Here is a 23,625-nt window from a genome sequence, read left to right on the forward strand (position 1 = left end):
TCAGGCCCCTGCCTTTGCAACGGTAACCTGCGGTTCATCGACGCTGGCCGGAAGAACCTCCAGTTCCAGGGTGAGTGTTTCGGTCTTCACCAATTCAGCGTTGGCTTCCAGCGCGTCCACGACATCCTGGGCAGCTGACACAGTGGTCCGGATGCGGTCACTGACGTTGAATCCGGCATCCTTGCGGGCCTGCTGGATGGCGCGGACCATGTCGCGGGCCAGTCCTTCGGCGGCCAGCTCGGGAGTCACTTCGGTGTTCAGGACCACGAATCCGCCGCCCGGCAGCACCGCAACCGATGCTGAACCGCCGTCGGCCGACTCCGAAACCACGGTTTCCAGCGTGTATTCCTGCGGCTCAAGTTCCAAGCCACCGGCCACAACGACGCCGTCGTTGACCGACCAATCCCCCGATTTGGAACCCTTGATGGCCTGCTGGACATTCTTGCCGAGCCGCGGGCCGGCGGCCCGGGCGTTGACCACGAGCTTCTGCTCGATGCCGAACTCCTCGGGCGAAGCCGTGGCGGCATCCAGCAGCCGCACCGACCGCAGGTTCAGTTCATCAGCGACGACGGCGGCAAATCCTTCCAGCGCGTCCGCGCCGGGTGCCACGACAGTCAGCTCCTGCAAGGGCAGGCGGACACGCAGGTTCGCTGCCTTGCGGAGGCTGGAACCGGTCGAGCAGATCTGCTGCACGCGGTCCATGGACTCGACCAGGCCGGGGTTGGACGGGAACAGCGAAGCCTCAGGCCAGTCGGCCAGGTGCACGGAACGGCCACCGGTCAGGCCGCGCCAGATCTCTTCGGTCACCAGCGGCAGCAACGATGCCGACACGCGGCACACAGCTTCGAGGGCGGTGTACAACGCATCGAAGGCGTCGACGTTCTCGTCAAAGAAGCGCTGGCGGCTGCGCCGGACGTACCAGTTGGTGAGCATGTCCAGGTAGCTGCGCAGCTCGTCGCAGGCACCGGAGATGTCGTAGCTGTCCAGGCTGGCGGTGACCTTGCGGACCAGGTCACCTGTGTTCGCCATCAGGTACTGGTCAAGGGTGTCGGCGTAACCGTCATAGCGCAGCTTGGCCTCGTATCCCTCCCCTCCGTTGGCGGCATTCGTGTATAGCGTGAAGAAGCTGTACACGTTCCACAACGGCAGGATGACCTGGCGGACGCCGTCGCGGATGCCCTGCTCGGTGACGATCAGGTTCCCGCCACGGAGGATGGGGCTGGACATGAGGAACCAGCGCATGGCGTCAGAACCGTCGCGGTCCAGGACCTCGGAGACGTCCGGGTAATTGCGCAGGCTCTTGGACATCTTCTGTCCGTCGGAGCCCAGGACGATGCCGTGGCTGATGACATTGCGGAACGCCGGGCGGTCGAACAAGGCCGTGGACAAGATGTGGAGCATGTAGAACCAGCCACGCGTCTGGCCGATGTACTCCACGATGAAGTCGGCGGGGTTGTGGGTGTCGAACCATTCCTGGTTTTGGAACGGATAGTGCACCTGCCCGTACGGCATGGAACCGGAGTCGAACCAGACATCCAACACGTCTTCGACGCGGCGCATGGTGGACTTGCCCGTGGGATCGTCCGGGTTGGGACGGGTCAGTTCATCGATGAAGGGCCTGTGCAGGTCCACCTGTCCTTCGTTGTTGACAGGCAGGCGGCCGAAGTCGGCTTCGAGGTCGGCCAGCGAACCGTAAACGTCGGTGCGCGGGTACTCGGGGTCGTCCGACTGCCACACCGGGATGGGTGAGCCCCAGTAACGGTTGCGGCTGATGGACCAGTCGCGGGCGTTGTCCAGCCACTTACCGAACTGGCCGTCCTTGACGTTGCCCGGGATCCAGTTGATCTCCTGGTTCAGCTCGGACATGCGGTCCTTGAACTTGGTGACCTCGACGTACCAGGAGGAGACCGCGCGGTAGATCAGCGGGTTACGGCAGCGCCAGCAGTGCGGGTAGCTGTGTTCGTAACTGGCTTGGCGGACAAGGCGGCCGTCGGCGCGCAGAACCTGCGTGATGGGCTTGTTGGCATCGAAGACCTGCAGGCCGACGATGGATGCCAGCTCGCCATGGGCGAACAGCGGCAGGAACTTGGCCCCCTCGTCCACGGACAGGACCACCGGGATGCCGGCCTCTTCACAGACCTTCTGGTCATCTTCACCGTAGGCAGGAGCCTGGTGGACGATGCCCGTGCCGTCGGTGGTGGTCACGTAATCGGCCACCAGGAAACGCCAGGCGTTCTGCGTCCCATACTTCTCAGCATCGGCAAAGTCGTTCCACAGAGGCTGGTACTCGAGGCCTTCCAGCTCGGCACCGCTGTGGGTGGACACCACCGCGGCAGTCGCGGCAGCGGCGTCGTCGTATCCCAGGTCCTTGGCGTACGAACCCAGAAGGTCTGCTGCCAGCAGGAAGCTGCCCGTCACCGGAGCTTCCGCGGAAGCGGCCTTCACGCCGTTGGGTCCAGCTGGCAGGACGGCGTAGGAGATCTCCGGCCCCACGGCGAGCGCCAGGTTGGTGGGCAGCGTCCAGGGTGTGGTGGTCCAGGCGAGCGCCTGGACGCCTTCGAGCTCCTTGGAGAGTTCGGAGGCACCGGCCTTGATGGGGAAGGTGACTGTGACGGTCTGGTCCTGGCGGTTCTTGTAGACGTCGTCGTCCATGCGGAGTTCGTGGTTGGACAGCGGCGTCTCGTCCTTCCAGCAGTACGGGAGCACGCGGTAGCCGTTGTAGGTCAGGCCTTTTTCGTGCAACTGCTTGAAGGCCCAGAGGACCGACTCCATGTACTCGACGTTGAGCGTCTTGTAGTCGTTCTCGAAGTCCACCCAGCGGGCCTGGCGGGTGACGTAGGCCTTCCACTCGTTGGCGTACTTCATGACGGAGGCACGGCAGGCGTCGTTGAACTTGTCGATGCCCATGGCTTCGATCTGGGTTTTGTCGGTCATGCCCAGTTGCTTCATGGCTTCGAGTTCAGCCGGCAGGCCGTGCGTGTCCCAACCGAAGCGGCGCTCCACGCGCTTGCCGCGCTGGGTCTGGTAGCGGCCGACGAGGTCCTTGGCGTAGCCGGTCAGCAGGTGGCCGTAGTGCGGCAGTCCGTTGGCGAAGGGAGGGCCGTCGTAGAAGACGAACTCGTTGCTGCCGTCCGTGCCCGCATCCCGTTGGTCGATGCTGGCTTGGAAGGTGCCGTCTTCATCCCAGTATTTGAGGATGCGCTCTTCGATTTCCGGGAACTTCACGGAAGCGGACACGCCATGCGTGCCGGACGAAGACGCTGAGGCCTTGGGGTAGTGGGTCATCTCATATCCTGTGATAGCTGGTTGACTGTCAGGATGCGAGGACGGCTTCTGTGCTGCCTGTCGGCTGCGCAGGTACCGCGGTACCACCTCACTTACCGGAACGTGATGTTCCGGCCTCTCATTACTGCTGTGACGGGCTTACCCGCCCGGTTCTACTGGGCACTGTTTGCCGTTGAGGGCATTCGGTGCTTTTCTTCCGGAAGCTCACCGGTGATGGCCGGGTCAATGCTGGTCCATACAGTCTAGCGGCAGCCGGGGCTCCTGCTCCACTCGCAGAGTCATCCCTGGGGAGGACGGTCCCGGGCGGGAGGGCTGCATAGACTCGGGTCCATGTCCAACCCCGCTCCTGCCGTCCCGGCTGCCAGCAAAGCACATCGTCGGCCTTCCCTTGCATGGACCGTATTCGCACTTCTCTTCGCGGTGCCAACGGCAGGCATCTCACTGTTCCGTGCGATTCCTGTCGAGTGGCCCCTGCCGGTGGTCCAGTTGTTGTCGTTCACGCCGTGGCTCGTTATCCCGGCTGCCGTGGCGCTGCTCTTCGCTGTGGTGGGGCGGCGGATTTGGGTCATCATCACGACGACGGCCCTGCTGGCGGTCCAGCTCTTCTGGCTTTTCCCGCTGGACGCCGGGAAGCCCATGGAACTGCCCGCGGGAACGGTCACAGTTCCGGTGAAGGTCATGAGCCTGAACACCGAGTATGGCGAGGCCGATGCGTCGACCATTGTGCAGTTGGTCCGTGAGAACGGCATCCAGATCCTGGCGTTGCAGGAACATACCCAGGGTTTGGAGGACCGCCTCCGCGCGGAAGGCTTGGAGGCGATCCTTCAACACCGTGTCAGCGAGCCCAGCGACGACGCGTCGGGCGGCGCCGTCTACTCCGTGTTCCCGCTTGAACCGGATGGTCTCCTGCCGGATACCCCGTTCCGCATGGCCGTCACGAGGGTCCTCGTGTCGGACCAGGCCTCCGGTGCCAGGTCGGCTTTGAACCTCACTAACGTCCATGCGCTGCCCCCGGTGGACGAAAGGATCGAACAATGGCGGAGCGATCTTGGGAAGATCGGCCGTCAGGCCTCGACTCCGGGAAACCATCTGCTGATGGGCGACTTCAATTCCTCCTACGACCACCCGGAGTTCCGGGCGATGCTGGATTCCGGAAGGGACGGAGCGAAGCTGGTGGACGTGGGAACGGCAGCGGCGGGGCGGTTATCCCCCACCTGGCCTATGGAAGGGCCGCAGCTCCCGGGAACGGTGTTGGACCATGTGGTCACATCACCACGGATTGGCAGCAGCGGCTACCTGGTTCGCAAAGTTCCCGGCTCGGACCACGCAGCTGTGCTCGCCACGTTGGAGGTCCCTGCGGGCTAGTCCTGCTTGCGGACCAGTTTGTGGTTGGCTGCCTGGGCCACCGGACGAACCACGATTTGGTCCAGGTTGATGTGGTGCGGCAGTGAGACCGCGTATTTGACGACGTCCGCAACGTCGTCGGCTGTCAGGGGCTTCTCCACGCCGGCGTAGACCTTGGCTGCCGCCTCCTTGTCTCCAAGCCTGTTCAGTGCGAATTCCTCTGTGTACACCAGGCCGGGAGCCACTTCGATGACCCGGACGTTATTGCCCACCTCTTCAAGGCGGAGCGCATTGGTCATGGCGTGCTGGGCGAACTTCGCCGCGTTGTACCCTCCGCCGCCTTCATAGGCGGACAGCCCGGCCGTCGAGGTGAGATTGAGGACCGTTCCTTCGCCGTTTTCGCGCAGCATCGGCAGGAAGGCGCGGGTGATTTTCATGGTGCCCAGGACGTTCACCTGGTACATCCACTCCCAGTCTTCGGTATCGGCATTCGCAATGGTGTCAGCGCCCCGCGCACCGCCGGCGATATTGATGAGCGTGTCAGCACCCCCGGCTTTCGTGACAGCCGCAAGCAAGGCGGCGACGTCGTCGTCGTCGGTGATGTCTGCCGGGAACGGCACGGCGCCGGTTTCGGCACCCAGGGCACCAAGCCTGTCAGCCCTGCGCGCTACGGCGAAGACCTTCCATCCCGTGGCGGCCAGGGCCCTCACGGTGGCCTCGCCGATGCCGGTGCTGGCTCCGGTTACAACGGCCGTCTTGTTCTGTCCTGCGGGGATATTGTGCGCTGCCAAAGTCATGGCACTACCCTATCGGGGGTGCAAGGTTCCGGGGCGGCGGGTTGTAACGCCAGGCCATGAAACAATTGGTCCATGGCTGAATCAACGCAGGGTACAGACACGCCCGCCACCGCCCCCATCAACGTTCCCGACAAGCCGGCCCTTGAAGGCCTTGAGGCTGCCTTGACGCAGCGCTGGCTTGAAGAGGGAACCTACAAGTTCAATCCGGACACCACCCGGGAGCAGGTCTACTCGATCGACACTCCCCCGCCGACGGCTTCAGGCTCACTCCACGTGGGCCACATGTTCTCCTTCACCCAGACCGACGTCCAGGCCCGTTACATGCGGATGACGGGCAAGAACGTCTTCTACCCCATGGGCTGGGATGACAACGGGCTGCCGACCGAGCGCCGCGTCCAGAACTACTACGGTGTGCGCTGCGATCCCGCCATCCCTTACAAGGCTGACTACACTCCCCCGGCACAGCCGGCCAAGAACCAGCGCGATTTCGACGTCGTTTCGCGCCAGAACTTCATCGAACTGTGCGAGGAACTCGCCGTTGAGGACGAGAAGGTCTTCGAGAACCTGTTCCAGACGCTCGGCCTGTCCGTGGACTGGGACCTGACCTACCGCACCATTGACGACACCTCCCGTGCGGTGTCCCAGCGCGCCTTCCTGGCCAACCTGGCGGCGGGCGACGCCTACATGGCCGAGGCACCCACCCTGTGGGACGTGACCTTCCGTACCGCTGTGGCGCAGGCCGAGCTCGAGGACCGCGAAGTCGCCGGCGCCTACTACCGCTACCCGTTCTTCACCGAAGACGGCGAAAAGATCTTCATCGAGACCACCCGTCCGGAACTGCTGGCTGCCTGCGCCGCGTTGGTGGCCAACCCCGACGACGAGCGGTACCAGCCGCTCTTCGGCAAGACCGTGAAGTCCCCGCTCTTCGACGTGGAACTTGAGGTCAAGGCCCACCCGCTCGCCAAGGCGGACAAGGGTTCCGGCATCGCCATGGTGTGTACGTTCGGTGACCTGACCGACGTCACCTGGTGGCGCGAACTCCAGCTGCCCACACGCGCCATCATGGGCCGCGACGGCCGCATCATCGCCGACACCCCGGAATGGATCACTACCGACGCCGGCAAGGAAGCGTATGCCGCGATCGCGGGCAAGACGGCCTTCTCCGCCAAGGAAGCCGTAGTAGAACTGCTCAAGGCAGCAGACCTGCTCGATGGCGAACCGAAGAAGATCACCCACCCGGTGAACTTCTTCGAAAAGGGCGACAAGCCACTCGAAGTTGTCACCTCCCGCCAGTGGTACATCCGCAACGGTGGCCGCGACGAGGAACGCCGTGAGCGCCTGATCGCACGCGGCCAGGAAATCAACTTCCACCCGTCCTTCATGCGCTCCCGCTACGAAAACTGGATCGCCGGCCTGAACGGCGACTGGCTCGTATCGCGCCAGCGCTTCTTCGGTGTGCCCATCCCCGTCTGGTACCCGTTGGACGCGCAAGGCAACCCGGACTACGACCACCCGATCCTGCCCTCGGACGACATGCTCCCCGTGGATCCGGCAGCCGACGCCGCACCCGGTTTCGATGAGTCGCAGCGCGACCAGGCCAACGGCTTCACCGGCGATGCGGACGTCCTGGACACCTGGGCAACGTCATCGCTGACACCGCAGATCGTGGGCGGCTGGAGCCGTGACGAGGAACTGTTCTCCAAGGTCTACCCCTTCGACCTGCGCCCCCAGGGCCACGACATCATCCGTACCTGGCTGTTCTCCTCGGCAGTGCGTGCTGACGCCCTGCAGAAGAGCGCACCGTGGAAGCATGCAGCGATCTCCGGCTGGATCCTGGATCCGGACCGGAAGAAGATGTCCAAGTCCAAGGGCAACGTCGTTGTCCCCACGGACGTGCTGAACGAGTACGGTTCGGATGCTGTGCGTTACTGGGCCGCTTCGGCAAAGCTCGGCGCCGACACGGCATACGAGATTGCCCAGATGAAGATTGGTCGCCGTCTGGCCATCAAGCTGCTGAACGCCTCCAAGTTCGTGCTGAACCTCGGGGCCACCGAGAACTCCGTGGTGACCACCGACCTCGCGGTGCTGACGAACCCCCTGGACCGTGCGCTGCTGGCACAGCTGTCCGACGTCGTCGCGCAGTCCACCAAGGCGTTCGACAACTACGACTACGCCCGGGCGCTCCAGATCACGGAATCGTTCTTCTGGCAGTTCACGGACGACTACGTCGAACTGATCAAGGACCGCGCCTACGGGGCGGCCGGCGAGTCCGAGCAGGCTTCCGTACTGGCCGCGCTGGCAACGGCCCTGGACTCCCTGCTTCGTCTCTTCGCCCCCTTCCTGCCCTTCGCCACTGAAGAAGTGTGGGGTTGGTGGCGGACAGGGTCGGTCCACCGCGCCGAATGGCCCGCCGCCCTGGAAATCACCGACGGCGACACCACCATGCTGGGCACGGTCGGAATCGCTTTGAGCGGCATCCGCAAGGCAAAGTCCGAGGCCAAGGTCAAGCAGCGCACCGAGGTTCTCTCAGCATCCATTACAGCTTCGGAGATTCTGGTCTCGCAGCTGAAGGCGGGTCTGGGCGACTTGAAGGCGGCCGCTAACGCGCAGGAAATCACGCTGCAGTCCGGCGAAGGTGAACTGACAGTCAGCGACGTTGTCCTGGCACCTGCCGAGGAGACTCCAGCCTCTTAAGGCCAAGGTGAGCCCGGCAGTATCCGGGCAAAGGGGAAGCCCCATCAGCGTTTTGCCGTTGGTGGGGCTTCGACTTTTCGGCTGTCTGGTGACGACTTGACAGTCTGGCGGAATCCTTGGAATTTCAGGTCTTCCTACCTCGTCACTGGTAGCTTGCTTCCAACTGTGCCAAAGGCTGCGTTGGTTGCATATCACTGAATCTTTGGTTTCCGTGTCCCTCTTCTTTCGAAGTGGGTAAGAACCATTGTTGTACCGCAAATGACAACACGCAAGGGCTCCGGGATAACTACAATCCTGTAGTTATCCTGCCGATCCGGAACCACCTGTGGCAAAGTAATGTCCATGCCGGAACTGCCCGAAGTGCACGGCCTGTGCATGTACCTGGACACCCAACTCCACGGAGCCACGCTGACTGAGGTCCGCATCAACTCCTTCTCGGCACTCAAGACCGCCGACCCGCCCTACACCGCCCTCGAAGGCAGGACAGTCCAGGGGGTGCAACGGATCGGAAAGTTCGTTTGCGTTGACCTGGACGGACTTTTTTTCGTGTTCCACCTGGCCAAGGCGGGCTGGGTCCGCTACACGGAGCACCCGTCTTCGGCAGGGTTGCGGATGGGCAAGAGCAACATTTCGGCAAGGTTGCTGTTCCACCGAGCCAGCGACGACGCCCACATCGGAATGGACCTCACCGAAGCCGGGACGAAGAAAAGCCTGGCCATCTATGTGGTCAGGGACCCACAGGAAGTTCCAGGCATCGCAACACTCGGTCCCGAGCCGCTGAGCCCGGACTTCGATGAGGCTGCATTCGCCGCGATTCTGAAGTCCAGTCCACAGCAGATCAAAGGTCTGTTGCGCAGCCAAAGTGTCATAGCCGGAATCGGCAACGCCTACAGTGACGAGATCCTCCACGCCGCCAGGATCTCCCCTTTCGCCATAGCGAAGTCGCTGGACCAAGAGACCGTGGCGCGGCTGTATCAGTCACTGCAGGAGGTCCTGGTCGGCGCCGTCAACGCGGCAGCCGGTAAGCCATCCAGCGAACTCAAGGACACCAAGCGCAGCAACTTCCGCGTACACGCCCGGACGGGCCTGCCGTGTCCTGTGTGCGGAGAAACAGTAAGGGAGGTGTCCTTCGCGGACACCTCCCTCCAATACTGCCCCCACTGCCAGACCAACGGTAAGATCCTGGCCGACCGCCGGACCTCACGATTCCTCAAGTAGCCCGGCCGTGTCCTCTGGAGGGCAACAAGCGGTTAGTTGAATTCAGGGCTTTCGGTGCGGCTGCGCTTCAACTCGAAGAAGTGCGGGTAGCCGGCCAGGGTCACGGTTGCATCCCAGATCTTCCCGGCTTCCTCGCCACGCGGAATGCGGGTGAGTACGGGGCCGAAGAACGCAGTGCCGTTGACAGCGACCACGGGGGTTCCGACGTCCTGCCCTACCAACGAGATTCCGGACTCGTGGCTGGCCCGCAGCTTGGAATCGTATTCATCGGAAGTGGCAAAACGTGCCAGGTCCGCGGGAAGCCCGGTGTCGGCCAGGGCCTTCTGGATCACGGATGCGCGGTCCTTATTGCCCTCATGGTGGATCTGCTCCCCCATGGCGTCGTAGAGGGGCTTGACGTAGCTGCTGCCATGAAGCTCCTGCGCAGCAATGATCACGCGGACCGGTCCCCAGCTGTCGTCCATCATGGCCCTGTAGTCGGCAGGTAGATCGCGGCCTTCGTTCAGGACGGAAAGGCTCATTACGTGCCATTCGGTCTCGATACCGCGCACCTGTTCGACTTCCCCGATCCAGCGCGACGTAATCCACGCGAACGGGCAGACCGGGTCGAACCAGAAATCTGCCTTGTTGACGGTGTTGTCGGACGCGGTCACTTCAGACACAAGCTGTTCGGACACAGGGGAACTCCTCGGAAGAGTGGGAACGTGGCTTTTTCAAGGCGGCTCGCAACCAAGCCGCTCCTTTTTGCCAACGGCAGTTTAGGCAGACTTATTCCGCCGCTTTGCCACCACGTCATGGGCGATCATGGTGGGCTGGGCTTTCTTGGATACTGCATCGGCTGTGATGACCACCGTCGCGATGTCGTCCCGGCTGGGCAGATCGAACATGACCGGGAGAAGCACTTCTTCCATGATGGCCCGCAAACCACGGGCGCCGGTGCCCCGTTCGAGTGCCTGGTCCGCTATGGCATCCAGGGCGTCCTGGTCGAACTGCAACTCCACGCCGTCCAGCTGGAACATCTTCTGGTATTGCTTCACGAGCGCGTTTTTGGGCGTGGAAAGGATCTGGATCAGCGCCGGACGATCAAGGCTCGACACGGTGGTGATGACAGGCAACCGGCCAATGAATTCCGGAATAAGTCCAAACTTCAGCAAGTCCTCGGGCATGACTTCCCCGTAGGTGTCCACATTGTCCCTGGCTTCGTTCAGTGGTGCACCGAAGCCAATGCCCTTCCGGCCGGACCGGGAGCCGATAATGTCCTCCAGGCCGGCAAAGGCGCCCGCCACAATGAAGAGAACATTGGTTGTGTCGATCTGGATGAACTCCTGATGCGGGTGTTTTCGGCCGCCCTGGGGAGGTACAGAGGCCACAGTGCCTTCCAGGATTTTCAGGAGGGCCTGCTGCACACCCTCACCGGACACATCCCGGGTGATCGAAGGGTTCTCGCTCTTTCGCGAGATCTTGTCGATCTCGTCGATGTAAATAATGCCCTGCTCGGCCTTCTTGACGTCGTAGTCGGCGGCCTGGATGAGCTTGAGCAGGATGTTTTCAACGTCCTCGCCGACGTAGCCTGCTTCGGTCAAGGCCGTGGCGTCTGCGACAGCGAACGGGACGTTCAGCCGGCGGGCCAGGGTTTGGGCCAAATAGGTCTTACCGCAGCCGGTGGGGCCGATCAGCAGAATGTTGGATTTGGCGATCTCCACATCCTCGTGATGGGGCCCTTCGCCCAAACTGCCGGTCTTAGGTGCATGCCCGGCCTGGATGCGCTTGTAGTGGTTGTATACCGCTACCGCGAGCGACCGTTTGGCGGGTTCCTGGCCGATGACATATTCCTGCAGGAAATCAAAGATTTCGCGGGGCTTGGGCAACTCGAAGCTTCCGAGATCGGAGACCTCGGCCAGTTCCTCTTCGATGATTTCGTTGCACAGCTCGATGCATTCGTCGCAGATGTACACACCGGGCCCGGCAATCAGCTTCCGCACCTGCTTCTGGCTCTTTCCGCAGAAAGAACACTTCAGCAGATCCGTGCTCTCACCAATCCGAGCCATGTGGGAATCCCTTCGTTGCATGCGGGTGATGCGGCTCCGCGCCGTACTCAAGTGTGCGGCCAAGCCGCGGTTGGCACCACCGTGACACCATCCACTCTAGGTCACAATGGGCTGCTTGCGTGGAAACAGAACGCCGGTGCGGTCCATATTTCGCGAACCGCACCGGCGTCGTATTCCGTGTGCTACCGGGCGATTGCCTGCGGCTTGATCTTCCTGGAGTCAAGAACCTGGTCGATCAGGCCGTAGTTCATGGCTTCGGCCGCCGTCAGGATTTTGTCACGCTCGATGTCGTTATTGACCTGCTCGGAGGTGCGGCCCGAGTGGTGGGCCAGCGTGTCTTCAAGCCAGGTCCTCATGCGCATGACCTCCGCAGCCTGGATCTCGAGGTCCGAGGCCTGGCCGCCCTGGCCGCCGGAGAGGGCAGGCTGGTGGATCAGGACCCGGGCGTTCGGCAGTGCAAGACGCTTGCCGGGAGTTCCGGCCGCGAGCAGGACCGCGGCGGCGCTGGCTGCCTGGCCCAGGCAGACCGTCTGGATCTCCGGACGGATGTACTGCATGGTGTCGTAGATGGCCGTCATGGCCGTGAAGGAGCCGCCCGGCGAGTTGATGTACAAGGTGATATCGCGGTCCGGATCCGTCGACTCAAGGACCAGCAGCTGGGCCATGATGTCATCGGCAGATGCGTCGTCAACCTGCACGCCGAGGAAGATGATGCGGTCCTCGAACAGCTTGGTGTACGGATCCTGGCGCTTGAAGCCGTAGGGCGTGCGCTCTTCGAACTGGGGCAGGACGTAGCGGCTGGACGGGAGGTTACCGGCAGACCATCCGAAGTTGTAGTTCATGTTCTTACTCCTGGGGTTTCAGTGGTTCTTTGGTGCCGGATTAGTTTTCGGAGTTCGACTGGTTGGCCGTACCGCCGCCACCGGCCACAGAACCGGCGTGCGCCGAGATCTTGTCGAAGAAGCCGTATTCCAATGCCTCTGCGGCCGTAAACCACTTGTCGCGGTCGTTGTCCTTGAGGATGGTCTCCACGGTCTGTCCGGTCTGCTCGGCCGTAAGCTCCGCCATGACCTTCTTCATGTGCAGGATCAGTTCCGCCTGGATCTTGATGTCCGAGGCCGTTCCGCCGATGCCGCCGGATGGCTGGTGCATCAGGATGCGGGCGTTGGGGGTTGCGTAACGCTTGCCCTTGGTTCCGGAGGAAAGGAGGAACTGGCCCATGGAAGCTGCCAAGCCGGTGGCCACGGTGACAACATCGTTAGGAATGAACTGCATGGTGTCGTAGATGGCCATACCGGCCGTCACGGAACCACCCGGCGAGTTGATGTACAGGTAGATGTCCTTCTCCGGGTCTTCGGCCGAGAGAAGGAGGAGCTGGGAGCAAATGGCGTTGGCGTTCTCGTCACGCACTTCAGAGCCGAGCCAGATAATGCGCTCTTTCAGCAGGCGGTTGTAGATGTAGTTGTCCTGGGCTGCGGGATCGACAGTTGCCATCCGGGGAGCCTCTGATTGCTGTGACATAAGTACTTACCTCTCGCTGGTGCCAGTGACCTCACTGAACTTCACTACTTGGACACTAACCGTTTTCCGGGGTGATTTGTTCGCCGGAATCGCGCTGTTCGCTGACGGCGCACGTTTGCCTTCAGCGCCACTGTTCGGCCTTAAAGAAAACCGACCCCGGATCAACTGATCCGGGGTCGGCCTGCGTCGTGAATTAGAACTTCACTGCTGCGGGGTCGTCGCTGGCAGGAGCGTCTGCTTCTTCCGAAGCTTCAACAGCTGCAGCTTCTTCGGCTGCGGCTTCTCCGGCGGGGCGGACGAAGTCCGTCAGGTCAACCTTGTTGCCCTCGGTGTCGACTACCTCGGCCTGGCCCAGTACAACGGCCAGGGCCTTGCGGCGGCGAACCTCGGAAACCATCATGGGAACCTGGCCGCTCTGATCAATGATCTGGGCGAACTGGTTGGGGTCCATGCCGTACTGGCTTGCCGTGGTGACGATGTAGTCGATCAGCTCGTTCTGGCTGACTTCTACTTCTTCCTTGTCGGCAATGGCGTCAAGGATGATTTCGTTCTGGAAGGCGCGCTCGGTGTTGGCCTTGACCTCGGCGCGGTGCTCCTCGGTGTCGTGGTCACCTTCGCCGTGGGCGTTCTCCGGGTTGAAGTGGGCCTCGATCTGCTCTTCGACGACAGAGTCCGGAACCGGAACCTCAACGAGCTCAACGAGCTTGTCCAGGACCTTGTCGCGGGCCTCGACGCCCTGCTCCACAACCTTGGAGTCGGCTGCCTGCTTGGCGAGATCCTCGCGGAGCTCTGCAAGGGTGTCGAACTCGGAAGCGAGCTGGGCAAAGTCGTCGTCGGCCTCGGGAAGCTCGCGCTCCTTGACAGCCTTGACAACGACCTTCACCTGGGCAGCTTCGCCGGCGTGGTCGCCGCCAACAAGCGTGGTGTCGAAGATGGCTTCTTCGTCGGCGGACAGACCGGTAACGGCTTCGTCCAGGCCTTCGAGCATGGTGCCGGCGCCTACCTGGTAGGACAGGCCCGCAGCGGAATCGATCTCTTCGCCGTCAATGGTGGCGGTGATGTCGATGGTGAGGAAGTCATCGTTCTTGGCAGGGCGCTCAACGGTCTTCAGCGTGCCGAAGCGGCCGCGCAGTTCGTCGAGGGACTTGTCAACGTCGGCGTCGGAGGACTCAGCAGCAGCAACCTCAACCTTGATGCCGGCGTAGTCCGGCAGTTCGATCTCGGGGCGAACATCGATCTCCACCTGGAACTTGAGCTCGCCGTCGGTTGCGGACGGATCCGGAACCTCGGTGATTTCAACCTCAGGACGGCTCAGCGGGCGGACGCCGGTTTCCTGGACTGCAGCCTGGTACCAGCCGTTGAGGCCATCGTTGATGGCCGTCTCCAGGACGTAGCCTCGGCCGACACGCTGGTCGATGAGCTTGGAGGGAACTTTGCCCTTGCGGAATCCGGGAACCTGGATCTGCGAAGCAACGGTCTTGTACGCGGCATCGATGCTCGGCTTCAGTTCCTCAAAGGGAACCTCAACGTTGAGCTTGACCCGCGTTGCGGTGAGGTTCTCGACAGCGCTCTTCACAGTCTAAGTACTCCTGATTTTGTGGGTATGGGGTTCTGTCGTGTCCCGGAATCGGACACAAAACACAGAGTCGGGGTGACAGGATTTGAACCTGCGACTTCCTGCTCCCAAAGCAGGCGCTCTAGCCAAGCTGAGCTACACCCCGAACGCACAGGACAGTCTACGGGCAAGCGGGCCGGGAATGCACATTTGACACCGCCGCCGGAATTAGGTTTAGTTGTACCCGGCTTCAACAGCCACCGGGAAGTTGTCCTCAAGCAGGATATTCCTCCTGGGGACGTAGCTTAATGGTAAAGCCTCAGTCTTCCAAACTGATTACGCGGGTTCGATTCCCGTCGTCCCCTCCAGGCAAAGCGCCCCCGATCCACGGATCGGGGGCGCTTTTTTCTGCTGAGAGTCGTTTCTGTTCCGGATCGTTTCTGTTCCGGATCGTTTCTGTGCAGCTTTGTTTCTGTCCGGATCCGGCAGAAACCTAGACCTGGCAGCCGGGGCACCAATAGAGTTTGCGGGCACCGATTTCCGTCACACCCACCAGCGTCCCGCAAGCGCGGCAGGGCATTCCCTCGCGCTTATAGACAAAGTGGGCATCGGCGTCGGGCGCCAAGACGCCGCCGCCGGTCCAGAGTGACGGGGGTGTCGTAACAATCCGGCCATCGCGGACGCCGTCGGACATGGTTGCCACTGTGTCGTCCCACAGCCGGCCTGCGGTCTCGACGTCAATACCTGTTCCGGGCGTCCATGGGTCCACCGCCTGCCGGAACAGCACTTCGGCGCGGTAGATGTTCCCGACCCCGGCCAACACGGACTGGTCCATCAGCAGCAGTGCTACAGCGGTCTTGCGCCGGCGCAGGCGCGCGATGAACTCCTCGCGGTCCCCGGGCCGGTTTTGGAGGGGGTCGGGCCCCAGGCGGTCCAGCACGGCTTCCGCCTCGGCAGCAGTGATCGCCGCGCATGTGGTGGCACCACGAAGATCAGCCCAGCCGTGTTTTGAGACAAGCCTGACGCGGACGGCACCCACGGGCTCCGGCGGACCGGCGTAGTCACCACCGTCCGCGCCTGAACCGCTCTCCCGCTCACCGATGCGGCGCGGAGCTCCAATGCTTGAGGAACCAGTGAATGTGCTGTCTCCGCCAAAACTCCAGGCTCCGTACAGGCCAAGGTGCACGTGGAGGAACAGGCCGTGGTCGAAGCGGAGGAAGAACTGCTTCCCGTGGGCCGTTGCTTCCTCCAAGGTGTGTCCCGTCAACAGGCTTGCGCCGGCCACGAAACGTCCTTGGGGACTGGAGACTTCCAGGCGCTGCCCGCCAAAAACATCCTGGAATTGGCGGGCCAGCCGATGGACCGAATGTCCTTCCGGCACTACTGGACGATTTCGCCGGTGGTTTCGTACACGGCGATCTTGCCGATGCGGCGGACATGGCGCTCGTCGTTGCTGAACGGTTCCTGCAGGAAGGCTTCAATAAGCTCCGTGGCTTCTTCCACAGTGTGCTGGCGGCCACCGACGGCAACGACGTTGGCGTCGTTGTGTTCCCGGGCCAGTTTTGCGGTGGAGAGGTTCCAGGCCAAGGCTGCGCGGACACCCTTCACTTTGTTGGCGGCAATCTGCTCACCATTTCCCGAACCACCCAGGACAATGCCAAGCGCGTGAACCCCGGCCTCCTGGTCAGCGACGACCGCAAGGGCGGCGTTGATGCAGAACGACGGGTAGTCATCCAGTGCGTCGTATTCCTTGGGCCCGTGATCCACTACTTCGTAGCCCTTCGCAGTGAGGTGGTTGACCAAGTGGGCGCTCAGTTCCATTCCAGCGTGGTCCGTAGCGATGTGGACGCGGGGTGTAGTCACGGGAAGTCCATTCTTATCTGGCGCGCCGGTTCGGCACTGGGCAGCGGCACAGCACATGCCGGGGCGCGGCGTTGAGGGATGCGCTACCTAGGTTACCGCTACCGCGGTTGTTGGGCCTGCCCGTCATCGTGGGCCCGACGGGCAGCCCTGTTAAGAATTCCGGCAAGTTTGTCGGCTGAGGCACGCGTACCTGCGCTTAAAGCGACGCGGCCACCGTTAAGTTTCTTTACCACCACGGCCGGGCCGCTTCCCACCAGCATGGCGGTGGCGTCGTCATGGTGCCGCCAGCCCCAGCCGCCGTAGTCGGCGGCTTTGACCTCCGCGGCAGCAGCCGCGGCGATCTCGACGGCGGGAACGGTCAGGACCCGTACGATGCCTCCTGCGAAGACCTGCAGGCCTCCCCTGTCCGCCCGCACCCTGGCAAACAGGAAACAGGCACCAACCAGCGCCGCCGCGGCCACGAGGGCGCCGAGCCATGGCACTGCGACCGCAATCAAAGCAGCAGGGAACACTGCCGAAACGATGATCATGACGAACACCGAACTGCGGGCGTGGACCCACATCCTGAGGCTGTCGTGGGCCAGCTCCGGATCCGCCAGGAGGCGCAGCTCTTTCTGGAGGGCCACGTCATCTTCCCGCGTCCACCGGGGGTCCGGTTTGAAAGCGAACATCATGACGACTCCAAGGGCCAACGCGGCTCCGCTGCCCATAGCCAGCACGATCGGGTCGACATGGGACTCGCGGGCGTCGGCAGCCCCGCTTTGGCCCACCAGGCCGGCCGCCAGGACCGTGGTGATGAACAGGCTGACCATCAGGCCGATACCCATCATGACGCGCCGCATGATCACGGGCCGGGAAATCGGGACAGCCTGCAGGAACACTGCCCAACCGCACAAAGTGATGAGCGCCGCGCCGACTGCCACATAGGCGCCGAACGGCGCGAAGGACGTGCCGCCGTCGGCACTCCACATGACCGCCACGGGGTTGGGGAGATCATTGCGGAGCATTTGGGCGCACACCACGAAGCCGATGGCAAGCAGCAGAGGAAAGGCCACCGCGAACCTTAAAGCGCGGACGTCGAGGTTTTCCCGGATCGATCCCATATTCCAACGCTACTCCGTGGGAGCGACACTGTGGTGTCCACTCCTTGCCTTCCGTCGTGGGAGTGAAAGAATAACTTCATACCAGCGGCCGGCGGACCGGCCGGTCATCCCGATCTCCGGAGGCACTACTTTGCCAGGCCTGAACCTCACGCGCGATGAAGCCGCGAACCGCGCCGAACTGCTCACTGTCGACTCCTACGACGTCACCTTGGACCTGACCCGCGGCCCGGAGGTTTTCGGCTCCACCACCGTGGTCAGGTTTTCTGCCGAGGCGGGATCCTCGACGTTCATCGATGCCATCACGCACACCGTCCACAGCGTGACGTTGAACGGCACTGACCTGGACCCAGCGGAGGTCTCCGACGGCGTCCGCATCCAGCTGCCGGGGCTTGCTGCTGAGAATGAACTGACGATCGTGGCAGATGCGCCCTACATGAACACCGGCGAGGGCCTCCACCGCTTCGTGGACCCCGTGGATGGGGAAGCATACCTCTACACGCAGTTCGAGGTTCCGGATTCCCGGCGCATGTTCGCCGTCTTTGAACAGCCCGACCTGAAAGCGGCTTTCACGTTCACGGTCACGGCGCCGGCGCATTGGGACGTTGTTTCCAACTCCCCCACTCCTGTTCCCGTTGAGGCTCCTGCCGCCGTAGATGGCAGCGCGCGCTCCGTATGGAAATTCGCGCCGACTCCCCGGCTCTCCTCCTACGTCACTGCCTTGATCGCAGGGCCTTACCAGTCGGTCCGTTCAGAGGTCACCAGCTCCGACGGCCGGGTCATTCCCCTGGGAGTGTTCGCCCGCAAATCCCTGATGCAGTACCTCGACGCCGACAACATCTTTGAACTGACCCGCCAGGGTTTCGAGTTCTTCGAAGCCCAGTTCGGCTGCCCCTACCCGTTCGAGAAGTACGATCAGTTGTTTGTGCCGGAATTCAACGCCGGCGCCATGGAAAACGCCGGTGCCGTCACCATCCTCGAAGGATACGTCTTCCGCGGGAAGGTCACCGGCGCGCAGATCGAACGGCGCGCCATCACTGTCCTGCACGAACTGGCCCACATGTGGTTCGGTGACCTGGTGACCATGCGCTGGTGGAACGACCTCTGGCTCAACGAGTCCTTCGCCGAATACATGTCGCACCTCGCTGCCGTGGAGAACACCGAATTCGACCGGGCCTGGACCACGTTCGCTTCGGTGGAGAAGTCCTGGGCCTACAAGCAGGACCAGCTGCCCACCACGCACCCGATCTTCGCCGAGATCAACAACCTCGAAGACGTCGAGGTCAACTTTGACGGCATCACCTACGCCAAGGGCGCATCTGTACTTCGCCAGCTGGTGGCCTGGGTAGGCCCGGAACAGTTCATGGCCGGTGTCCGAACCTACTTCGCCAAGCACGCTTGGAAAAACACCGAGCTCGCAGACCTCATGGTTGAACTGGAAGCCGCTTCGGGCCGTGACCTCGACCAATGGGGCAAGCTCTGGCTCGAAACGGCAGGCGTGAACACCCTCGCACCCGAGGTAACCGTCGATGCTGAAGGCACCATCACTGCCTTCTCAATCCAGCAGACCGCCATCGATGAGCAACCCACCCTGCGTCCGCACCGCCTCGCCGTCGGCTTCTACATGCTCTCCGGCGAAGGCAAGCTGGAACGCACCCATCGCGAAGAACTCGACGTCGACGGCCCCAGGACCGGCGTGCCCGCACTGGTGGGCAAAGCTCGCCCGGACCTGATCCTGCTCAACGACGACGATCTGGCCTATGCAAAGGTGCGCCTGGACCAGCACTCCCTCGCCACAGCCAAGGAACACCTAAAGGACTTCGCAGCCAGCCTGCCCCGCACCCTGGTGTGGGGCTCAGCCTGGGATGCAGCCCGCGACGGCGAGACCCCGGCCCGCGGCTATGTGGACCTAATCCTGGCCAACATTGCCCACGAGACCGACTCTTCGGTCATCCTGGTCCAGCTCCGCCAGCTCGCCACCACCCTGACCTACTACGTCGCCGCAGAACATAAAGCCGCGACCACCATCGCAGCAGCGGACAGGCTCTGGGAACTTGCTTCGAGCGTGGAAGCCGGCTCCGACGCCCAGCTGCAATTCGCCAAGTCCTACGCGCAGTTGGCACGCAGCGAGGCACAACTGGACCGTCTCCAAGCCCTCCTGGACGGGATCGAAACCTTGGAAGGGCTCACCGTGGACCAGGACATGCGCTGGGAGCTCCTGACCGCGCTGGTGGCTGGCGGACGCCAAGGCCAGGAACGCATCGACGAAGAACTCGCCCGCGACAACACCTCCAACGGCCAGAACGCTGCCGCGCAGGCCAAGGCGGCCATTCCCACCCCGGAAGCCAAGGCAGCGGCCTGGGAGTCGATCGTGGTCAAGGGAGAACTTTCCAACGCACTTCAGTCGTCAGCGGTGGCAGGCTTCATGCGCGTCCCGGACACTTCCCTGCTGGAACCCTACGCGGAGAAGTACTTCCAGGCCGTGCCCGGGATCGTCAAGGAACGCACCCACGCACTGGCCCAGCAGATCGTGGTGGGGCTTTACCCGGCCCAGCTCACCACGCAGGCTACGGTGGACCGCACCGACGCGTTCCTGGCCGGACTTCCCGAAGAAAACGCAGCCCTGCGCCGCATGATGCTGGAAAACCGTGACGGAGTGGCCCGCGCCCTTCGCGCCAGGGCGGCCGACGTCTAGGACCAGCCCGCGGGGTCCATGCGGACAGTCGGTTGTGCCTGACTAGACTGTCCGCATGGGCCTGAACGAACACCACTACGCGCTGACTGTCCGCTGGACCGGGAACCTCGGAGAGGGCACAGCGGGATACCGCTCATATTCACGGGACCACGACGTCGAGATCAGCGGACTTCCCACACTCAAGGGGTCGGCCGATCCCACGTTCCATGGCGACCGGACGCGCTACAACCCGGAGCAACTGCTGCTTGCTGCGCTCTCGCAGTGCCACATGCTGTCCTTCCTGCACGTGGCCGTCAAGCACGGAGTGGTGGTTACCGGCTATGAGGACAACGCCGAAGGGCTCATGAAACTCAACCGTGACGGCAGCGGGCAATTCGAGAATGTGACGCTCCGGCCCCATGTCACCATCGTGGATGCCGCGCACGCTGCTTTGATGCCGCAGCTTCACCATGAGGCCAACCAGGTCTGCTTCATTGCGCGAAGCGTCAACTTCCCGGTCCTCCATGAACCGATCACGACGGCGGCCGCGGCCTAACGCTGCAGCTCCCGCCAGAGCGCCACGAGCCTTTGTTCGGTCCTGCGGCCAAGGCCTGCTTTTCGCTCTCTGTCCAGTCCCCGCATCCGCTCGTCGTCAAGCGTGGCGGCCAGGGTTTCCTGCCATGGGCGCAATGTCATTCCCGCCTCCCGGGCAGCACGGTTGGAGCGGGCTTGGAAGCCATCGTGCCCCGGGGGAAGCCACAAGGGCAGTGAGTCCGGTCCCGCCCAGTAGTCCACGCCCTGCTCAACGAGCCAGTGCTCGGAGGGACGGATAACATCACTCTCTTCGGCCCCGGCAATCCGTTGGGATTCGGTGATGTAGTCACCGAAGCGAACAACATCGCCCAAGGCGTTGTACGTTCCCGTCAGCCCGCCCTCGGCCGAACGCAGGATCCAGGTTGCGAGATCCCGGACGTCAATGATCTGGGTTGCGGCGGTGGGAATGTCCGGAACCAACACCGTGTCACTGTCCGCAGCGAATCTGGCCGGCCAGTAGCCGTATCTGTCCGTACCGTCCCCTGGGCCGCCGATGAGTCCGGACCGGACGATGTGCGCCTTCTCCCCCACCAGGCCCAGTGTCAGGTGCTCGATGGCTGATTTGGACTCGCCATAGCTTTCCGGGCCGGCCGTATGCCCCTCCGGCAGCGGCTCCAGCAGGGCCGCGCTTTCATCCGCGCCAGGTACTGAGTGGTCCGCATACACCGAACAGCTGGAGACGAACGTCCAGTGTTCCGCGACAGGTCCCAGCACCTCCAAGGCCTCGCGTGCCTGGACCGGATCCCTGGAAACGTCCACCACCGCGTCCCAGCTGTCTGCCACCTCCGCATAGGCCGCGGCACCCAAGGTGCGCTCCCCCCGCACCCACGTGGCGCCGTCGGGCGGGTTGGATGAAGTACCCCGGGCAAAACAGGTGACGTCATGACCGGCGGCAACGGCCTGCCGGGCGATTTCTGCTGACAGGAAGGCGGTGCCGCCCAGGACCAGGATGCGCATACCGTCACGCTACGGCGCTAGGGTTAAACGTGGACAGAGTGTTCCGCGCCCGGCGAACACGGGCCGACCACAAGGAGTTATTCCACTTTGACCTTTATCCCCCTTGCGGAAGCCATCAACATCGAACCCGAAAAGATCGACCTCGTTTCGATCCTAATTACCGTAGGCATCGGCCTGCTGGTGTGGATCGTGGCGCGCTTCATCATCCTGCGCATCACGCGGCGCGTATCTGCCGGCAGTTCCTTCTTCAAGAAGCCGCATTTCAAATGGGTCCAGCCCGCCATCCGCGCCCTGGACCATGAGCGGCGTTCCCAGCGCGCCGAGACCATCGGCTCGCTGCTCACCAGCCTGGTAAGTGTCGTGGTGGTGGTGATCGTCATCATCTACGTCCTCAAGTTCATGAATGTGGACGTCGCGCCCCTGCTGACCAGCGTGGGGATCCTGGGTGTCGCCATCGGCTTCGGCGCCCAACAGCTCATCCGCGACTTCCTCGCCGGCATCTTCATCACCATCGAGGACCAGTACGGGATCGGCGACGTGATCGTCACCAGCGAAGTGGTTGGTACCGTTGAGTCGGTTGGACTGAGGATCACCCGCGTCCGCGCGGAAGACGGAGCCATCTGGTACCTGCGGAACGGTGAGATCCTGAGGGTCGGAAACCGTTCCCAAGGGGACTACGTGCCGCTGGAGTCACCCGACAACAGCGACGAACCAGGCGCCTCAGCAGCGCCCGTCACAGCTGGCGCATCGCGCGTCACCAACGCCGAGGAGAAGTCCAATGAGTAACACTGCAGGCGGGGAGCCCCAGCCGGCGCAGGCGGGTCCCCGACGCCAGCTGATGCAAAACGACCCTTTCAGCCAGCCTGCGTACACGGACAGTTTCTATGCCGCCGTCGGCGGCCATGAAACGTTCGTGAAGCTCATCGACGTGTTCTACGACGGTGTGGCCACTGATCCGCTCCTGCGCCCCATGTACCCGGAAGAGGATCTTGGGCCGGCGAAGCGCCGCTTCCTGATGTTTCTCGAACAGTACTGGGGTGGGCCCACCACCTACGGCGAGGAGCGCGGCCACCCGCGTCTTCGCATGCGCCATATGCCCTTCCAAGTGACTCCCGAAGCCAAGGACCGTTGGCTGTTCCACATGCGGACGGCCGTGGACGCTCTGGACCTGTCGCCCCTTCATGAGGGAACCCTGTGGGACTACATGGAACGGGCCGCACTGACCATGGTCAACAGCCCTTCGGCAGCTCCCCGGAACTAGCCCGGAAAACCGAGGCCGAGCCCCGCGCCTGTGCGTACCAGCACATGGCCGCGGGGTCCGCTGAGCCGGTACCACCGACCATTCCTGAAGACCTGCTGCGCACCATCGCCCAGGAATCCAAGGGCGAAGGCCGCAAACGCGGACCCGGCAGGCAGGCCCCCGCCGTCGGGAAGCTCACGGCCCCAGACAGCAGCCCTTGCAGTATTGACCACCGCAGCACCTGCCGCGGTCGGAATGACGCCGGCCACCTCCGCGATGCCTGCTTCCGCGGCTGACTTGAGGTCGGCGTCGGACAATGTCCCCAGCGCCTCCCAGCCGCTGCGTGGCGCACCAACTCCGGCCCATGACTCCGAAACGGTCGACGGCGGGATGGGAAGTTCCACATCATCGGCACCGGAGCGGGCCAAACGGTCCATGACGGACGCGAGCGTTACGGTGACATCCGCGTGAGCCGGTTCAGCCAGCGCCATTGTCCTCAAGCCAAGGATCGTCGGCGTGGATTCACCCAGAATGCGCGGCCGCAGGACGCATACATAGGCAGCGAGGACGTTGCCTGCCGCCTGGAGGCGGATAGCGCCGTCGTCGATGCTTTTTGCCCGGGTGGCGAAGGTCCGCAAATCGGCGAGGTCGCGGGGATCGGCGAAGCGGAAGGACTGGGTCAAGACGTCTGTCACATGATCGACTCTACCGGCATGTCCCCGGTTGAGAGGGGTC

Annotated in this window: 19 protein-coding genes and 2 tRNA genes; 8 read left to right on the forward strand and 13 right to left on the reverse strand. The window is 63.0% G+C overall.

Annotated features, from left to right (window positions below):
* The gene (ileS, locus tag PYR64_RS09690) at positions 1–3,285 is read right to left on the reverse strand and encodes an isoleucine--tRNA ligase (RefSeq protein WP_110505992.1); all 3,285 of its coding nucleotides are present in this window, start codon (positions 3,283–3,285) and stop codon (positions 1–3) included.
* A 330-nt stretch (positions 3,286–3,615) separates the two neighbouring features.
* Between ileS and PYR64_RS09695 the strand changes: the two genes are divergently transcribed.
* A complete protein-coding gene (locus tag PYR64_RS09695) occupies positions 3,616–4,650 on the forward strand; it encodes an endonuclease/exonuclease/phosphatase family protein (RefSeq protein ID WP_018777826.1) in 1,035 nt (344 codons plus the stop codon).
* Here PYR64_RS09695 and PYR64_RS09700 read toward each other — a convergent pair.
* Positions 4,647–5,426 carry an SDR family oxidoreductase gene (locus PYR64_RS09700; RefSeq protein ID WP_055972357.1) on the reverse strand — a complete coding sequence of 260 codons (780 nt, stop codon included), beginning with the start codon at positions 5,424–5,426 and terminating at the stop codon, positions 4,647–4,649. The genes PYR64_RS09695 and PYR64_RS09700 overlap by 4 nt on opposite strands.
* A 72-nt stretch (positions 5,427–5,498) precedes the next feature.
* Between PYR64_RS09700 and valS the strand changes: the two genes are divergently transcribed.
* Both valS and PYR64_RS09710 read left to right on the forward strand, forming a co-directional pair.
* Complete coding sequence (gene valS, locus PYR64_RS09705; protein ID WP_275779606.1) at positions 5,499–8,120, forward strand: valine--tRNA ligase; 2,622 nt, start codon at positions 5,499–5,501, stop codon at positions 8,118–8,120.
* Between the two features lie 342 nt (positions 8,121–8,462).
* Positions 8,463–9,338, forward strand: a complete 876-nt coding sequence (locus tag PYR64_RS09710; RefSeq protein ID WP_039241866.1) for a DNA-formamidopyrimidine glycosylase family protein — start codon at positions 8,463–8,465, stop codon at positions 9,336–9,338.
* A gap of 32 nt (positions 9,339–9,370) precedes the next feature.
* Here the strand turns inward: PYR64_RS09710 and PYR64_RS09715 are convergent, their stop codons facing one another.
* The 6 genes from PYR64_RS09715 to PYR64_RS09740 form a co-directional block, all read right to left on the reverse strand.
* Positions 9,371–10,015 carry a DsbA family protein gene (locus tag PYR64_RS09715; protein WP_018777830.1) on the reverse strand — a complete coding sequence of 215 codons (645 nt, stop codon included), beginning with the start codon at positions 10,013–10,015 and terminating at the stop codon, positions 9,371–9,373.
* A gap of 81 nt (positions 10,016–10,096) precedes the next feature.
* The gene (clpX, locus tag PYR64_RS09720; RefSeq protein WP_018777831.1) at positions 10,097–11,386 is read right to left on the reverse strand and encodes an ATP-dependent Clp protease ATP-binding subunit ClpX; all 1,290 of its coding nucleotides are present in this window, start codon (positions 11,384–11,386) and stop codon (positions 10,097–10,099) included.
* 182 nt (positions 11,387–11,568) lie between these two features.
* Positions 11,569–12,228, reverse strand: a complete 660-nt coding sequence (locus tag PYR64_RS09725) for an ATP-dependent Clp protease proteolytic subunit (RefSeq protein WP_018777832.1) — start codon at positions 12,226–12,228, stop codon at positions 11,569–11,571.
* A 40-nt stretch (positions 12,229–12,268) separates the two neighbouring features.
* A complete protein-coding gene (locus PYR64_RS09730; RefSeq protein ID WP_018777833.1) occupies positions 12,269–12,880 on the reverse strand; it encodes an ATP-dependent Clp protease proteolytic subunit in 612 nt (203 codons plus the stop codon).
* 220 nt (positions 12,881–13,100) lie between these two features.
* Positions 13,101–14,483: a trigger factor gene (tig, locus tag PYR64_RS09735; RefSeq protein ID WP_018777834.1), complete on the reverse strand. Its 1,383-nt coding sequence runs from the start codon at positions 14,481–14,483 to the stop codon at positions 13,101–13,103.
* Between the two features lie 70 nt (positions 14,484–14,553).
* Positions 14,554–14,628 (reverse strand) — tRNA-Pro (locus PYR64_RS09740).
* Between the two features lie 128 nt (positions 14,629–14,756).
* Between PYR64_RS09740 and PYR64_RS09745 the strand changes: the two genes are divergently transcribed.
* Positions 14,757–14,830: transfer RNA gene (locus tag PYR64_RS09745), tRNA-Gly, on the forward strand.
* A gap of 125 nt (positions 14,831–14,955) precedes the next feature.
* Here the strand turns inward: PYR64_RS09745 and PYR64_RS09750 are convergent.
* From PYR64_RS09750 to PYR64_RS09760, 3 genes are all read right to left on the reverse strand, one after another.
* Entirely contained in the window at positions 14,956–15,843 is an 888-nt protein-coding gene (locus tag PYR64_RS09750; protein WP_018777835.1) for a DNA-formamidopyrimidine glycosylase family protein, read from the reverse strand.
* The gene (locus PYR64_RS09755; protein WP_026267179.1) at positions 15,843–16,325 is read right to left on the reverse strand and encodes a ribose-5-phosphate isomerase; all 483 of its coding nucleotides are present in this window, start codon (positions 16,323–16,325) and stop codon (positions 15,843–15,845) included. The genes PYR64_RS09750 and PYR64_RS09755 overlap by 1 nt, the downstream gene beginning before the upstream one ends.
* A 98-nt stretch (positions 16,326–16,423) precedes the next feature.
* Positions 16,424–17,428, reverse strand: coding sequence for a hypothetical protein (locus PYR64_RS09760; RefSeq protein ID WP_039241778.1), 1,005 nt, complete (start codon positions 17,426–17,428; stop codon positions 16,424–16,426).
* A 130-nt stretch (positions 17,429–17,558) separates the two neighbouring features.
* Here PYR64_RS09760 and pepN point away from each other — a divergent pair, with 130 nt between their 5' ends.
* Together pepN and PYR64_RS09770 are read left to right on the forward strand one after the other, a co-directional pair.
* Positions 17,559–20,120 (forward strand): aminopeptidase N, encoded by a 2,562-nt coding sequence (gene pepN, locus PYR64_RS09765; protein WP_275779611.1) that lies wholly within the window; start codon positions 17,559–17,561, stop codon positions 20,118–20,120.
* Between the two features lie 55 nt (positions 20,121–20,175).
* Positions 20,176–20,655, forward strand: coding sequence for an OsmC family protein (locus PYR64_RS09770; RefSeq protein WP_055972347.1), 480 nt, complete (start codon positions 20,176–20,178; stop codon positions 20,653–20,655).
* On the opposite strand, the gene PYR64_RS09775 is transcribed toward PYR64_RS09770, so the two are convergent.
* Positions 20,652–21,650, reverse strand: a complete 999-nt coding sequence (locus PYR64_RS09775) for an NAD-dependent epimerase/dehydratase family protein (RefSeq protein ID WP_275779613.1) — start codon at positions 21,648–21,650, stop codon at positions 20,652–20,654. The two genes, PYR64_RS09770 and PYR64_RS09775, sit on opposite strands and share 4 nt — an antisense overlap.
* 87 nt (positions 21,651–21,737) lie before the next feature.
* Between PYR64_RS09775 and PYR64_RS09780 the strand changes: the two genes are divergently transcribed.
* Positions 21,738–22,436 carry a mechanosensitive ion channel domain-containing protein gene (locus PYR64_RS09780; RefSeq protein WP_275779615.1) on the forward strand — a complete coding sequence of 233 codons (699 nt, stop codon included), beginning with the start codon at positions 21,738–21,740 and terminating at the stop codon, positions 22,434–22,436.
* Complete coding sequence (locus tag PYR64_RS09785; protein WP_018777842.1) at positions 22,429–22,911, forward strand: globin; 483 nt, start codon at positions 22,429–22,431, stop codon at positions 22,909–22,911. Before PYR64_RS09780 ends, PYR64_RS09785 begins: the two co-directional genes overlap by 8 nt.
* On the opposite strand, the gene PYR64_RS09790 is transcribed toward PYR64_RS09785, so the two are convergent.
* Positions 22,908–23,585 (reverse strand): hypothetical protein, encoded by a 678-nt coding sequence (locus PYR64_RS09790; RefSeq protein WP_018777843.1) that lies wholly within the window; start codon positions 23,583–23,585, stop codon positions 22,908–22,910. The two genes, PYR64_RS09785 and PYR64_RS09790, sit on opposite strands and share 4 nt — an antisense overlap.
* Positions 23,586–23,625: the final 40 nt, after the last annotated feature.

Origin of the sequence: Paenarthrobacter sp. Y-19 (genome assembly GCF_029223985.1) — a bacterium.
GTDB classification, from domain to species: domain Bacteria; phylum Actinomycetota; class Actinomycetes; order Actinomycetales; family Micrococcaceae; genus Arthrobacter; species Arthrobacter nicotinovorans.

Bases quoted from the DNA above. Each gene is read 5' to 3' on its own strand.
- ileS (WP_110505992.1), bottom strand. From the start codon at position 3,285: ATGACCCACTACCCCAAGGCCTCAGCGTCTTCGTCCGGCACGCATGGC.
- PYR64_RS09695 (WP_018777826.1), top strand. From the start codon at position 3,616: ATGTCCAACCCCGCTCCTGCCGTCCCGGCTGCCAGCAAAGCACATCGT.
- PYR64_RS09700 (WP_055972357.1), bottom strand. From the start codon at position 5,426: ATGACTTTGGCAGCGCACAATATCCCCGCAGGACAGAACAAGACGGCC.
- valS (WP_275779606.1), top strand. From the start codon at position 5,499: ATGGCTGAATCAACGCAGGGTACAGACACGCCCGCCACCGCCCCCATC.
- PYR64_RS09710 (WP_039241866.1), top strand. From the start codon at position 8,463: ATGCCGGAACTGCCCGAAGTGCACGGCCTGTGCATGTACCTGGACACC.
- clpX (WP_018777831.1), bottom strand. From the start codon at position 11,386: ATGGCTCGGATTGGTGAGAGCACGGATCTGCTGAAGTGTTCTTTCTGC.
- PYR64_RS09725 (WP_018777832.1), bottom strand. From the start codon at position 12,228: ATGAACTACAACTTCGGATGGTCTGCCGGTAACCTCCCGTCCAGCCGC.
- PYR64_RS09730 (WP_018777833.1), bottom strand. From the start codon at position 12,880: ATGGCAACTGTCGATCCCGCAGCCCAGGACAACTACATCTACAACCGC.
- PYR64_RS09760 (WP_039241778.1), bottom strand. From the start codon at position 17,428: ATGGGATCGATCCGGGAAAACCTCGACGTCCGCGCTTTAAGGTTCGCG.
- PYR64_RS09770 (WP_055972347.1), top strand. From the start codon at position 20,176: ATGGGCCTGAACGAACACCACTACGCGCTGACTGTCCGCTGGACCGGG.
- PYR64_RS09775 (WP_275779613.1), bottom strand. From the start codon at position 21,650: ATGCGCATCCTGGTCCTGGGCGGCACCGCCTTCCTGTCAGCAGAAATC.
- PYR64_RS09785 (WP_018777842.1), top strand. From the start codon at position 22,429: ATGAGTAACACTGCAGGCGGGGAGCCCCAGCCGGCGCAGGCGGGTCCC.